This is a genomic window from Streptomyces sp. STR69, from assembly GCF_024519455.1.
In the GTDB taxonomy this organism is placed as follows: domain Bacteria; phylum Actinomycetota; class Actinomycetes; order Streptomycetales; family Streptomycetaceae; genus Streptomyces.
This window is the reverse complement of the sequence record NZ_JALJRY010000027.1, coordinates 49,230-62,592: the sequence shown is the minus strand read 5'-3', so window position 1 is coordinate 62,592 and position 13,363 is coordinate 49,230. Positions and strand designations below refer to the sequence as shown.

The 13,363-nt window shown below is 70.1% G+C and carries 11 protein-coding genes; 7 read left to right on the top strand and 4 right to left on the bottom strand.

Annotated elements, in window-relative coordinates; translation table 11 throughout:
- Positions 1–65 precede the first annotated feature (65 nt).
- The 6 genes from OC490_RS37595 to OC490_RS37570 all read left to right on the top strand — a co-directional run bounded on the left by OC490_RS37595 (position 66) and on the right by OC490_RS37570 (position 7,761).
- Positions 66–734: a DUF3000 domain-containing protein gene (locus tag OC490_RS37595; RefSeq protein WP_201050705.1), complete on the top strand. Its 669-nt coding sequence runs from the start codon at positions 66–68 to the stop codon at positions 732–734.
- A 236-nt stretch (positions 735–970) separates the two neighbouring features.
- A complete protein-coding gene (locus tag OC490_RS37590) occupies positions 971–1,633 on the top strand; it encodes a response regulator transcription factor (protein WP_019073943.1) in 663 nt (220 codons plus the stop codon).
- A 144-nt stretch (positions 1,634–1,777) separates the two neighbouring features.
- Complete coding sequence (locus tag OC490_RS37585) at positions 1,778–3,055, top strand: ribonuclease D (protein ID WP_262062525.1); 1,278 nt, start codon at positions 1,778–1,780, stop codon at positions 3,053–3,055.
- A gap of 192 nt (positions 3,056–3,247) precedes the next feature.
- On the top strand, positions 3,248–4,297 hold the full coding sequence (locus OC490_RS37580) for a LacI family DNA-binding transcriptional regulator (protein ID WP_262062524.1): 1,050 nt from the start codon (positions 3,248–3,250) through the stop codon (positions 4,295–4,297).
- Positions 4,298–4,417: 120 nt separating this feature from the next.
- Positions 4,418–5,635, top strand: coding sequence for a thiolase family protein (locus tag OC490_RS37575; RefSeq protein ID WP_262062523.1), 1,218 nt, complete (start codon positions 4,418–4,420; stop codon positions 5,633–5,635).
- Positions 5,632–7,761, top strand: a complete 2,130-nt coding sequence (locus OC490_RS37570; RefSeq protein WP_262062522.1) for a 3-hydroxyacyl-CoA dehydrogenase NAD-binding domain-containing protein — start codon at positions 5,632–5,634, stop codon at positions 7,759–7,761. Before OC490_RS37575 ends, OC490_RS37570 begins: the two co-directional genes overlap by 4 nt.
- 51 nt (positions 7,762–7,812) lie before the next feature.
- On the opposite strand, the gene OC490_RS37565 is transcribed toward OC490_RS37570, so the two are convergent.
- Positions 7,813–8,196 carry a hypothetical protein gene (locus OC490_RS37565; protein ID WP_262062521.1) on the bottom strand — a complete coding sequence of 128 codons (384 nt, stop codon included), beginning with the start codon at positions 8,194–8,196 and terminating at the stop codon, positions 7,813–7,815.
- Between the two features lie 7 nt (positions 8,197–8,203).
- Positions 8,204–9,223 (bottom strand): hypothetical protein, encoded by a 1,020-nt coding sequence (locus OC490_RS37560; protein ID WP_262062520.1) that lies wholly within the window; start codon positions 9,221–9,223, stop codon positions 8,204–8,206.
- A gap of 88 nt (positions 9,224–9,311) precedes the next feature.
- Between OC490_RS37560 and OC490_RS37555 the strand changes: the two genes are divergently transcribed.
- On the top strand, positions 9,312–9,683 hold the full coding sequence (locus OC490_RS37555) for an NTP pyrophosphohydrolase (protein WP_262062519.1): 372 nt from the start codon (positions 9,312–9,314) through the stop codon (positions 9,681–9,683).
- Positions 9,684–9,755: 72 nt separating this feature from the next.
- Here OC490_RS37555 and OC490_RS37550 read toward each other — a convergent pair whose 3' ends face one another.
- Both OC490_RS37550 and dxs read right to left on the bottom strand, forming a co-directional pair.
- The gene (locus tag OC490_RS37550) at positions 9,756–11,279 is read right to left on the bottom strand and encodes an amino acid permease (protein WP_262062518.1); all 1,524 of its coding nucleotides are present in this window, start codon (positions 11,277–11,279) and stop codon (positions 9,756–9,758) included.
- Between the two features lie 147 nt (positions 11,280–11,426).
- A complete protein-coding gene (dxs, locus tag OC490_RS37545; protein WP_262062517.1) occupies positions 11,427–13,355 on the bottom strand; it encodes a 1-deoxy-D-xylulose-5-phosphate synthase in 1,929 nt (642 codons plus the stop codon).
- Between the last annotated feature and the right edge of the window lie 8 nt (positions 13,356–13,363).

The following is a 13,363-nucleotide window of genomic DNA, read 5'->3' as shown; positions in this document are numbered from 1 at the left end:
TGTGCTGAACGCAAGAGCGGGTGTCTAGTCCCGCACGATGCCTCCGTTCCCCTTAATCTTCCCGCATGGCTGCGGCTCAGGGACGACTGTCGGACGGCGCTGACGGAATGGACGACTCCAAGGAGGGGGACCGGGATGGGGGCGGTACGGCACCGCCGGCTTTCCAGGCCGCGGTCCAGGCCCTGCGGAACAGTCGGCTGCGACCGCAGATCGAGATCGACCCGACGCCGGCGCCACAGCGCCTGGCCCCCTACGCGTACGCGTTGGAGGCCGCGGTCGTCGACGGCGACCAGGATCTGGCGGACGGCCGGCTGGTGCTGCTGCACGACCCGGCCGGGCACGACGCCTGGCACGGCACGTTCCGGCTGGTGACGCTGGTGCGCGCGGAGCTGGAGCCGGAGATGGCGGCGGATCCGCTGCTGCCCGACGTGTGCTGGTCATGGCTGACCGGCGCGCTCCAGACCCGCGGACTGACCTATGGCGAGCCGAGCGGCACGGTCACCCGGGCCAGTTCCCACTACTTCGGCGGGCTGTCCGAGCGCCCGTCGGCCTCCCAGATCGAGATCCGCGCCTCGTGGACGCCCCGCGAGGGGCTCGGCGGCGTCCCGGACACGGCTGCGCATCTGGCCTCCTGGTGCGATCTGCTGGCCCAGGTCGCGGGCCTGCCGCCGGCGGGTCCGGGCGACGCGTCCATCGTCACGCTGCCGCAGCGCCGGGGTCCGCAGTCACGCTGAGCCTTACCCGAGGCACACCGAGGTCTTACCCGTCGCTTGCGGTGTCTTTGTCGATACGGCCACTTTCAATCAGGAGTGGCCTCTCGAACGAACCGTTTCGTTCACCGAACGATCGACAGCGTGTCCGAATTGCACTGATTGATACTCACTAAATCGTGATCTTTCTCTAAAGGACCGCGGGTTTGCTGCCGAAGACGACTGTGACCTTGAAAGTCGTCCCACACCCAGGAGGCCTGGTGTCCGTTCTCCTTGAGCAGCCCGCAAGCCTGGTCGCCTACCGCCCGAACAAGCCGACCGCCATGGTGGTCGTGGCCGACCCGCGCGTCCGTTCCACCGTCACCCGCCACCTGTGGGCGCTCGGTGTGCGCGACGTCATCGAGGCCTCGTCCGTCGCGGAGGCTCGTCCCCGCATCGGCAACCCCCGCGACATCTGCGTGGCAGACGTCCACCTTCCGGACGGCTCCGGACTCACCCTGCTCTCCGAGACCAGAGCCGCAGGCTGGCCCAACGGCCTGGCCCTGTCCGCCGCCGACGACATCGGCGCCGTGCGCAACGCCCTCGCGGGCGGAGTCAAGGGCTACGTCGTCACCGGCACCCGCACGAACGTCGGGCTCCCCACCCGGCCCGGCGCCGCCCCCATCGGCTCCGCCGCCGCCCGTATGCACCGCCGCCCCCCGGGCGCCCCGAGCCACCCGGGCGGCTACCGCGAACTGTCCGGCCGTGAGGTCGAGGTGCTTCGCCTGGTCGCGGAGGGCCAGTCGAACAAGGCGATCGGCGTCTCCATGGGCCTGTCCGCACTGACCGTCAAGAGCCACCTCGCGCGCATCGCCCGCAAGCTCGGCACGGGTGACCGCGCCGGGATGGTCGCGGTGGCCCTGCGCACCGGAATCATCCACTGACCCTGTCCCGGAACCACGTCCTCCACTCCCCCGCCGAGCCGTGAACCGGATCTTTCACTTACCTGACTGGTTTACGACCCCCAGACGCCCGTCGACGGAACGTTCCGTCGGCGGGCGTTGTCCATACACGGATACCCTTGACACGTGACCGACGCCCAAGAAACCGCAGCAGACAGTTCACTGCGAACCACCGGAGGCGCCCCTCCGGACGACGTCGAAACGGCGCCGATCCCCTTGCTTGAGCCCCGGGAGGGCATTCCGCCCGTGATCGCCGACGAGGACGCCCTCGCCGAGGCGATCGCGGCCTTCGCCGCCGGCACGGGCCCGCTCGCCGTCGACGCCGAGCGCGCGTCCGGCTACCGCTACGGACAGCGCGCCTATCTGGTGCAGTTGCGCCGCGAGGGCGCGGGCACCGCACTGATCGACCCGGTCGCCTGCCCCGACCTGTCGGGCCTCGGCGAGGCCGTCTCCGGCGTCGAGTGGGTGCTGCACGCCGCCACCCAGGACCTGCCGTGTCTGCGGGAGATAGGCATGGTGCCGACGCGGCTCTTCGACACCGAGCTGGCGGGTCGGCTCGCCGGATTCCCGCGGGTCGGCCTGGGTGCGATGGTCGAGAACGTCCTCGGTTTCGTCCTGGAGAAGGGGCACTCCGCCGTCGACTGGTCCACCCGCCCGCTGCCCGAGCCGTGGCTGCGGTACGCGGCCCTGGACGTGGAACTCCTCGTCGACCTGCGGGACGCCCTGGAGAAGGAGCTCGACCGGCAGGGCAAGCTGGAGTGGGCCCGCCAGGAGTTCGACGCGATCGCGGCGGCCCCGCCCGCCGAACCCCGCAAGGACCCGTGGCGCCGCACGTCCGGGATGCACAAGGTACGGCGGCGCCGGCAGCTCGGTGTCGTACGGGAGCTGTGGCAGACCCGGGACCGGATCGCGCAGCGGCGGGACGTGTCGCCCGGGAAGGTGCTGTCCGACGCGGCGATCGTGGAGGCCTCGCTCGCGCTGCCGCTGGACGTGCAGGCGCTGGCCGCGCTGAACGGGTTCGGGCATCGGATGGGGCGACGGCAGCTGGAGCAGTGGCAGGCGGCCGTCGACCGGGCCAAGGCCCTGCCCGACTCGGCGTTGCCGCAGCCCGGGCAGCCGGTCACCGGGCCGCCGCCGCCGCGTGCCTGGGCCGACAAGGATCCCGAGGCCGCGGCACGGTTGTCCGCGGCGCGCGCCGCGGTGTCCGCGGTTGCCGAGGGGCTCAACATGCCTCAGGAGAATCTGATTACTCCGGACACGGTTCGGCGGGTTTGCTGGGAGCCGCCGAAGAGTGTGGATGTGGAGTCTGTCGGGGCCGCGCTGGCGGGGTACGGGGCTCGGCCGTGGCAGGTGGAGCAGGTGGCGCCTGTTTTGGTGGAGGCGCTGTCCGCCAAGGCGCCGTAGCGATTGGCGTTGTGTGGCGAGTGCGGGTGATCTGTGGCTGGTCGCGCCCACGCGGCGGAGCCGCAAGTCGATGCAGCCCCGCGCCCCTGAAAGGCAGCGCTTCTCAAAAGCTGGAGCGTCTAGATCGCGCCAAGATCTTTGAACTCGGCGAACGGGTCACAGGCGGGGAAAGCTGGTGCGAGACTCCCCCCGATGAGCACAACTCGCGTCACCATCAAGGACGTTGCCGCTCGCGCCGGTGTGTCCAAGGGGGCGGTGTCGCTTGCCTTCAATCACAAGCCGGGGCTGTCGGACGCGACGCGGGAGCGGATCTTCGAGGCCGCGCGGGAGTTGGGGTGGGCGCCCAACCTCACCGCGCGGTCGCTGGCCGGGGCGCGGGTGGACGTCGTAGGGCTGGCTGTCTGTCGGCCGGCGCGGTTGCTCGGGCTCGAACCGTTCTACATGGAGTTCATATCCGGAGTGGAGAGCGTGCTGATCGAGCATTCGTGCGCGCTGCTGCTGCGGCTCGTGCGGAGTGCGGAGGAAGAGGTCGGGCTGCAGGAGTCGTGGTGGAAGGCTCGGCAGGTCGGCGGGTCGATTCTCGTGGATTTCCGGGCGGACGATCCTCGGATCGCGGTGGTGCGGCGGCTGGGGCTGCCGGTGGTGGCCGTGGGGCACCCGTCGTTGACCGGGGGGCTGACCTCGGTGTGGACCGATGATGCCGGCGCCATTGCGGATGCGGTGCGGTATCTGGCCGCGCTCGGGCACCGGCGGATCGCGCGGGTCGGCGGGTCGGGGATGCTCGGGCACACCGCGATGCGGGCCGTCGCCTTCGACGCGGCGGCGCGCGAGTCGGGGCTGACCGGGGTCTGGCAGCTGGCCACCGACCATTCGGGAGAGGCGGGGGCGCGAGCCACGCGGTCTCTGCTGACGGGTGCGCCGGCGGAGCGTCCGACGGCCATCGTGTACGACAACGACATCATGGCGGTGGCCGGGCTCTCGGTCGCCGCCGAGCTGGGGCTCGCCGTACCGGCCGATGTCTCGCTGCTGGCCTGGGACGACTCCCAGTTGTGCCGGATCACGCATCCGACGCTCTCCGCGATGAGCCATGATGTGCACGGATTCGGCGCGGACGCGGCACGGACGCTGTTCGGGGTGATCACCGGGGACGGTTCCGGTTCGCATCCCGTGCCCACTCCGGTGCTGACCCCACGGGGGTCGACGGCGCCGCCGGGACCTGATCGCGAGGGTTCCGGGGTGTGACGTTCGCCGCTTGGAGCTCCGGGACTGGGCAGCCTGGTTACTCACAAGTAGCATGGTTCCTGAGCGCGCGCTCAGCGCATCGCAGCAGTGCAGATCCCGCACCCTGGAGGAGAGCCAATCGTGCCTCGTACCGTCAGGGACGTCGTCTTCGTAGACGGCGTCCGTACCCCGTTCGGCAAGGCGGGCCCGAAGGGCATCTACCACGAGACCCGGGCCGACGACCTCGTCGTGAAGGCGATCCGGGAGCTGCTGCGCCGCAACCCCGGGCTGGACCCGGCGAAGATCGACGAGGTCGCCATCGCGGCGACCACGCAGATCGGTGACCAGGGGCTGACCCTGGGGCGGACCGCGGGCATTCTCGCCGGGCTGCCGCAGTCGGTGCCCGGTTACTCGATCGACCGCATGTGCGCGGGCGCGCTGACCGCCGTCACGACCACCGCGGGCTCCATCGCCTTCGGTGCCTACGACGCCGTCATCGCCGGTGGTGTCGAGCACATGGGCCGCCACCCGATGGGCGAGGGCGTGGACCCGAACCCCCGGTTCGTGAGCGAGAAGCTGGTCGACGACTCCGCGCTGTTCATGGGCATGACGGCGGAGAACCTGCACGACCGCTACCCGCACATCACCAAGCTGCGCGCCGACGAGTACGCGGTGCGCTCGCAGGAGAAGGCCGCCAAGGCGTACGCCAACGGCAAGATCCAGCAGGACCTGGTGCCGATCTCGGTGCGCAACACCAACGAGCAGGTGGGCGAGACCGGTTGGGGTCTGGTCACCGCCGACGAGCCGATGCGTCCGGGGACGACCCTGGAGAACCTGGCTGGTCTGAAGACGCCGTTCCGCGTCCACGGGCGGGTCACCGCCGGCAACGCGGCCGGTCTGAACGACGGTGCCACCGCGTCGATCATCGCGAGCGAGGACTTCGCGCGCGAGCACAACCTGCCGGTGAAGATGCGCCTCGTGTCGTACGCCTTCGCGGGCGTCGAGCCGGAGGTCATGGGCTACGGCCCGATCCCGGCGACCGAGAAGGCGCTCGCCAAGGCGGGCCTCGGTATCGGTGACATCGGCCTCTTCGAGGTCAACGAGGCTTTCGCCGTACAGGTGTTGGCCTTCCTGGACCACTACGGCATCGCGGACGACGACGAGCGCGTCAACCAGTACGGCGGCGCGATCGCCTTCGGCCACCCGCTGGCCTCGTCGGGCGTGCGCCTGATGACGCAGCTGGCCCGCCAGTTCGAGGAGCAGCGACACGTCCGCTACGGCCTGACGACGATGTGCGTCGGCTTCGGCATGGGCGCCACGGTCATCTGGGAGAACCCGCACTTCGAGGGGGACAAGTGAGCACCACCACCGAGCTTCTGAAGGGTGCGGCCGAGCTGTTCCCGGACGAGGTCGTGACGTCCGCGCACGTCCGCCACCTCGAACTGCCGTACAGCGCCGGGCGGTTCGCGCTCATCACGCTGGACAACGGCTTCGACCACACCAAGCCGACCACCTTCGGCCCGGCCTCGCTGGCGAATCTGAACACCGCCATCGACCAGGTCGAGAAGGAGGCCGCGGCCGGCGAGATCGTCGGTGTCGGCATCACCGGCAAGCCGTTCGTCTTCGCGGTCGGCGCGGACCTGAAGGGCGTCGAGCTCCTCAAGAACCACGACGACGCGCTCGCCATCGGCAAGGGCGGCCACGAGGTCTTCAAGCGCCTCGCGGACATCGCGGTACCGACCTTCACGTACTACAACGGCGCGGCCATGGGCGGTGGCGTCGAGGTCGGTCTGCACTGCGAGTACCGCACGGTCTCGAAGCACATCGCGGCCTTCTCCCTCCCCGAGGTCTTCCTCGGCCTCGTTCCCGGCTGGGGCGGCTGCACGCTGCTGCCGAACCTGATCGGCGCCGAGAAGGCCGTCTCGGTGATCATCGAGAACAGCCTCAACCAGAACAAGCAGCTCAAGGGCCAGCAGGTCTTCGACCTCGGGATCGCGGACGCGCTCTTCGAGGGCGCGGACTTCCTGGAGCAGTCGCTGATCTGGACGGCGAACGTCCTCAAGGGCGAGATCAAGGTCGAGCGTCCGGCGATCGACCGCGGCGAGGCCTGGGACCAGGCCGTCGCCAAGGGCCGTTTCGTCGCGGACTCCAAGGTGCACGGCGCGGCCCCGGCCGCCTACCGCGCGCTCGACATCATCGAGGCCTCGAAGAACGGCGACCTCCAACAGGGTTACGACGCCGAGGACTTGGCCCTCGCCGACCTGATCATGGGTGGCGAACTGCGCGCCGGTATCTACGCGTTCAACCTCGTGCAGAAGCGCGGCAAGCGTCCGGCGGGTGCGCCGGACAAGTCCCTCGCGCGTCCGGTCACCAAGGTGGGTGTGGTCGGCGCCGGTCTGATGGCCTCGCAGCTCGCCCTGCTCTTCCTGCGCCGCCTCGAAGTGCCGGTCGTCCTCACGGACATCGACCAGGAGCGCGTCGACAAGGGTGTGGGCTACGTCCACGCCGAGATCGAGAAGCTGCTCGGCAAGGGCCGTATCAACCAGGACAAGGCCAACCGCCTCACGGCCCTGGTCACCGGTGTGCTGGACAAGGCCGAGGGCTTCTCCGACGCCGACTTCATCATCGAGGCCGTCTTCGAGGAGATCGGCGTCAAGCAGCAGGTGTTCGCGGAGGTCGAGGCGGTCGCCCCGGCGCACGCGATCCTCGCGACCAACACCTCGTCCCTCTCGGTGTCGGAGATGGCGTCGAAGCTCAAGAACCCCGAGCGGGTCGTGGGCTTCCACTTCTTCAACCCCGTAGCGATTCTTCCCCTGTTGGAGATCGTGCGCGGCGAGCAGACGGACGACGCCTCGCTCGCGACCGCGTTCGCGGTGGCCAAGAAGCTGAAGAAGACAGCGGTGTTGGTGAAGGACGCCCCGGCGTTCGTCGTCAACCGCATCCTCACCCGCTTCATGGGCGAGATCCAGAACGTCATCGACGAGGGCACCCCGGTGGCGGTGGCGGAGAAGGCGGTCGAGCCACTCGGTCTGCCCATGTCCCCGCTGGTTCTGCTGGAGTTGGTCGGTCCGGCCATCGGACTGCATGTCTCGGAGACCCTCAACCGGGCCTTCCCGGACCGCTTCACGGTCTCCCCGAACCTCGCGGCCGTCGTCAAGGCGGGCAAGCGCGGCTTCTACGTCTACGACAGCGGTAAGCCCGAACTCGACCCCGAGGTCGCCGCGTTGCTCCAGCAGGGCGACTCCGTGCTGACCGAGGAGCAGGTGCGGGACCGGGTCCTGGACGCGGTGGCGCAGGAGATCGGTCTCATGCTGGACGAGGGTGTCGTCGCCGAGGCGCAGGACATCGACCTGTGCCTGATCACGGGCGCCGGCTGGCCCTTCCACCTGGGCGGCATCACGCCGTACCTGGACCGCGAGGGTGTCTCGGTGCGGGTGAACGGCAAGCCGTTCCTGGCGCCGGGTCTGGCGAGCGTTCCGGCCTAGTCCCTTCGTACGGTGCCCGGTACATCGGCCGATGTACCGGGCACCGGCATGTCAGGGGACGTCCTCTACGTGGACGACGTGCAGTTCGGTGCCGTCCTGGTCACGCTTCGACCGGCCGTGGATGCCGACGGCCAGATGCGAGGGGTCGTCGGGCTCGTCCGTCGCGACGAAGGTGACGACGTCCCGGTGATGGCTAGTCACCAACCAGCCCTCGCTGTTCTTGAGTTCAAGTACCCGGAAGTCGCCCGCCGACGTCGCCACCTGTACGGGGCCGAACTCGCGCAGGATCCCGGTGGCCTGTTCGGCGGGATCGCCGTCGGGCTCCTCCAGCAGCACGCACGTGCCGTGCTCGAACAGGACCCACGGCTTTTCGGAGCCGTCGAGGATGAGCCGCCACGCGGCGATGAGTGATTCGGTGTCCACGATGGTCATCATGGCGCACTCACACCTCGCGCCAGGCCTCCAGGGCCAGGCCCGGCTCGTCCTTCCGCCGGGTGACCAGGAGTTGGCCGGTGGACGGGGACACCGTCGCGGCGACTACCCGGTCGTTCTCGTCCAGGGCGAGGGAGACCCCGGCGTCCGCCGGGAGTTGGGGGCCCGACTCGGTCCACCAGGCGCCCGCCGCCTCCTGCTCCGTGGGGTACGCGGCGAACGCGACCCGGCCGCTGGCCGAGCGCTGGGCGAGCAACGTGCAGTCATGACCGTCGAGTTCACAGCGGACGACGGAGACCGGACCCGGGCCCGCGGAGGCCAGCAGGGCGAGCGGTTTGCCGCCGGGACGCCAGGCGCAGAGGTCGCCGGAGTCATCCGTGTAGTAGAGGGTGGTCGTCTCCGGGGAGGTGGCCAGCGCGCGGAGCGTGCCCGGTCTGATCGCGGCCTCCATCGCCTCCTCCAGGACCGGCTGCCCGCCCGGCTCGAGTTGGCGCCAGTGCAGGATCGCGCCGGGCACCGCCGCGTACAGCTCGACCGTGCCGGACTCCCCCGTCACCGCGGCCAGGTCCTCGTGGACGTCGTTCCCCTTGAGGTCGCGCCACGGATCCCAGCCGCCCTTCTCCCGCTGGGCCAGCATGCTCACCCCGCCCGCCGCGTTGCGCACGAAGAGATGGGCCCGCCCCTCCGCGTCGACCGCGACGGCCGGGACACCGGTGCGGTCGCCCTTCTTGTCCGGGTGACCGACCGGGTTCCAGTCGAGGGCGGTGAGCCGGGGCCGGAAGTGCGTGGAGTGGACCAGGCCGGATTCGCCGGGCAGCGTGGGCCGCCAGGACACGAGGTGGGCGTAGCCGTCCGCGCCCTGCCCGATGCCGAGCAGCCCGGGGTGCAGCTTCTGGTCGCCGCCCACCGTGCGCGGGGCACCCCAGAGGCCGTCGGGGCCGCGTTCCGCCCGGCACAGGACGGCGTCGCCCGAGGGCAGATAGACACTGAGCCGGCCGTCACGGCCGCGTAGGAGCCAGTCGCCGTTCACCGGTTCACTGTAATTGGGGCGGGTTCTTTCGCGCGGGGCGGGTCCTTTCACGGCCGAAGGCCCCGCACCCCCATGGGACCCTGTCCCCATGGACGAGGACACTCCCCTGCTCGTGATCGTCGACGGCGCGAACGTCGTCGGGTCGGTGCCCGACGGCTGGTGGCGGGACCGCAAGGGTGCCGCCGAGCGCCTCCGCGACCGGCTCGCGAGCGACGGTCTGCCGGGCCGCACGGACCCCGTGGAACTCGTCCTCGTCGTGGAGGGCGCGGCTCATGGTGTGGCGTCCGTCTCGGGCGTACGGGTGGACTCGGCCCCCGGCAGCGGCGACGACCGGATGGTCGAACTGGTCGCCGAGGCCGTCGGCCGACCGTGCCTGGTGGTGACCGCTGATCGGGAACTGCGGCGCAGGGTCACGGAGTTGGGCGCGGAGGTCACCGGGCCGCGCAGCGTACGGGGCTGACCTACGCGATCCGGCCCCGTAAGTCCCCTGGGCCGAGCGGGACTTACGGGGCCGGACGACCAACTGGTGTGCCTACAGGCTCTTTCCGCTCGGCGGGGCCGCGGACTCGCCCGCCTCCGCCGCCTGCTGCTGTCCGAGTCGGCTGTGGGTGCGGCCGTAGAAGAAGTACACGGCGAAGCCGATCGCCATCCAGATGGCGAAGCGGAGCCAGGTCTCGGTGGGGAGGTTGAGCATCAGCCAGAGGGAGGCCAGGACCGAGACGATGGGGAGGGCCGGGACCAGGGGGGTGCGGAAGGAGCGGGGCAGGTCGGGGCGCTTGTTCCTGAGGATGACCACGCCGATCGCGACCACGATGAAGGCGAACAGGGTGCCGATGTTGACCAGTTCGGCGAGTTCGCTGAGGCTCGTGAAACCCGAGACGATCGCGATGACCACACCGAGGAGGATGGTCGGGCGGTACGGGGTGCGGAAGCGCGGGTGGACGTGCGAGAAGAAGCGGGGCAGGAGTCCGTCGCGGCTCATCGCGAAGAAAACGCGGGCCTGGCCCAGGAGCAGGATCATGCACACCGTGGTCAGGCCGATCGCGGCGCCGAAGCTGATCAGGCCCGCGAACCACGGGTGTCCGGTGGCCTTGAACGCGTCCGCGAGGGGTGCGTCGATCGACAGCGAGCTGTACTTCTGCATACCCGTGACGACGACCGACACCGCGACGTACAGCGTGGTGCAGATGATCAGTGAGCCGAGGATGCCGCGCGGGACATCGCGCTGCGGGTTGCGGGTCTCCTCGGCTGCGGTGGCGACGACGTCGAAGCCGATGAAGGCGAAGAAGACCACGGAGGCGGCCGTGAAGATGCCCATGACGCCGAAGTTGGAGGGCGCCCAGCCGAACATCAGCTGGATGAGCGGGGCCTTGAGGTTGCCGCCCGCCTCCACCGACTGTGCCTTGGGGATGAACGGCTTGTAGTTGTCGCCCTTGATGAAGAAGGCGCCCGCGACGATCACCACGAGGACGACGGCGACCTTGATGGCGACGACGACGGAGGTCACCCGCGCGGAGAGCTTCATACCGAGGACGAGGATCGCGGTGAGGACGAGGACGAGCGCGGCGGCGAGGATGTCGAAGCCGAAGCCGTGGGCGCCGTCCCGGCCGCTGAGCGCCTCGGGCAGGTGCCAGCCCGCGTTGTCCAGCAGCGAGTGGATGTAGCCGGACCAGCCGACCGCCACCACCGCCGTACCGAGGGCGAGTTCGAGGACCAGGTCCCAGCCGATGGTCCAGGCGGGGAGTTCGCCCAGCGAGGCGTACGAGAAGGTGTACGCGGAGCCCGCCACCGGAACCGTGGACGCGAACTCGGCGTAGCAGAGCGCCGCGAGGGCACAGACGACGCCGGCCACGACGAAGGAGAGGGAGACCGCCGGGCCGGCGTTGTTCTTGGCGGCGGTACCGGTGAGGACGAAGATGCCGGTGCCGATGACGACACCGACGCCGAAGACGGTCAGGTCCAGGGCGGAGAGGGATTTCCTGAGCGCGTGCTCCGGTTCCTCGGTGTCCTGGATGGACTGTTCGACTCTCTTCGTCCGGAAGAGGGTGCTGCTCACGGGTGTACCTCCCACGCTTGGCGTCCTCGACATGATCGAGAGGGGGCGTACTCCGTATGCCCCGGCGCGGGCGGATTCACGCGAACGGGCCGCTTCCACCACTGCAACGAGTGGTGGAAGCGGCCCGTTCGGCGGCGCGGCCGTGCCTCAGTCGCGTGCGGACTCCACCGAGTCGGCCTCCGCGGTGGGGCGGTCGAAGCGCCCGTCGAGCTTGGAGACCAGACCGGTGACCTGGCGGGCGATGTCCGGCGCGGTGAGGCCGATCTCCGTCATCACCTCGGCGCGGGAGGCGTGGTCGAGGAAGCGCGGCGGGATGCCGAAGTCGCGGAGCGGAACGTCCACACCGGCGTCGCGCAGGGCCTGTGCGATCGACGAACCGACGCCGCCGACACGGGAGTTGTCCTCGACGGTGACGACCACCCGGTGCTGCTCCGCGAGCGGGGCCATGGCCTCGTCGACAGGCTTGACCCAGCGCGGGTCGACGACCGTGGTGGAGATGCCCTGCTTGTCGAGCAGCGCGGCGATCTCCAGGCACATGGGCGCCAGCGCGCCGACCGAGACCAGCAGGACGTCCGGGGCGTCGGTGCCGGGCGCGCGCAGCACGTCCATGCCGCCGATCCGGCCCACGGCGGGTACGGCCGGGCCGACCGCGCCCTTCGAGAAGCGGACCACGGTCGGCGCGTCCTTGACCTGGACGGCCTCGCGGAGCTGGGCGCGGACCTGGTCGGCGTCGCGGGGGGCGGCAAGGCGGAGACCCGGGACGACCTGGAGGATCGACATGTCCCACATGCCGTTGTGGGAGGCGCCGTCGGTGCCGGTGACGCCGGCCCGGTCCAGGACGAAGGTCACCCCGCACTTGTGCAGCGCCACGTCCATCAGCACCTGGTCGAAGGCGCGGTTGAGGAAGGTGGCGTAGACGGCGAAGACGGGGTGCAGTCCCCCGGTGGCGAGGCCGGCCGCGGAGACGGCGCCGTGCTGCTCGGCGATGCCGACGTCGTAGATCCGGTTCGGGAAGGCGTCGGCGAACTTCTTCAGGCCGACCGGCTGGAGCATCGCGGCGGTGATCGCGACGATGTCCTGGCGTTCCTGCCCGAGCGCGACCATCTCGTCACCGAAGACGGAGGTCCAGTCGGCGCCGGAGGCCTTGATCGGCAGGCCCGTGTCGGGGTGGATGGGGCCGATGCCGTGGAAGCGGTCGGCCTCGTCCTGGAGGGCGGGCTGGTAGCCGCGGCCCTTCTCGGTGAGGACGTGGACGATCACCGGGCCGCCGAACCGCTTGGCGCGGGCGAGCGCGGACTCCATCGCCTCGATGTCGTGGCCGTCGATCGGGCCGACGTACTTGAGGCCGAGGTCCTCGAACATGCCCTGCGGGGCGATGAAGTCCTTCAGGCCCTTCTTCGCGCCGTGCAGCGTCTCGTAGAGGGGCTTGCCGACGACCGGAGTGCGCTCCAGGAGGTCCTTGCCGCGGGCCAGGAAGCGCTCGTAGCCGTCGGTGGTCCGCAGGGTCGCCAGGTGGTTCGCGAGGCCGCCGATGGTCGGTGCGTACGATCGCTCGTTGTCGTTGACGACGATCACCAGGGGGCGGTCCTTGGCGTCGGCGATGTTGTTCAGCGCCTCCCAGGCCATACCGCCGGTCAGGGCGCCGTCACCGATGACCGCGACCACGTGGTCGTCGCGTTTGAGGACCTGGTTGGCCTTGGCGAGGCCGTCGGCCCAGCCGAGGACCGTCGAGGCGTGCGAGTTCTCGATGACGTCGTGCTCGGACTCGGCCTGGGAGGGGTAGCCGGAGAGGCCGCCCTTCATCTTCAGCCTGGAGAAGTCCTGGCGGCCGGTGAGCAGCTTGTGGACGTAGGACTGGTGGCCGGTGTCGAACAGCACCCGGTCCTTCGGCGACTCGAAGACGCGGTGCAGGGCGATGGTCAGCTCGACCACACCGAGGTTCGGGCCGAGGTGGCCGCCGGTCTTGGAGACGGCGTCGACGAGGAAGGTCCGGATCTCCTCGGCCAGCTGGTCCAGCTGCTCCAGGCTGAGCCGGTCCAGATCGCGCGGTCCCCTGATGCGGGTCAGCAGCGGCACCCGTGCCT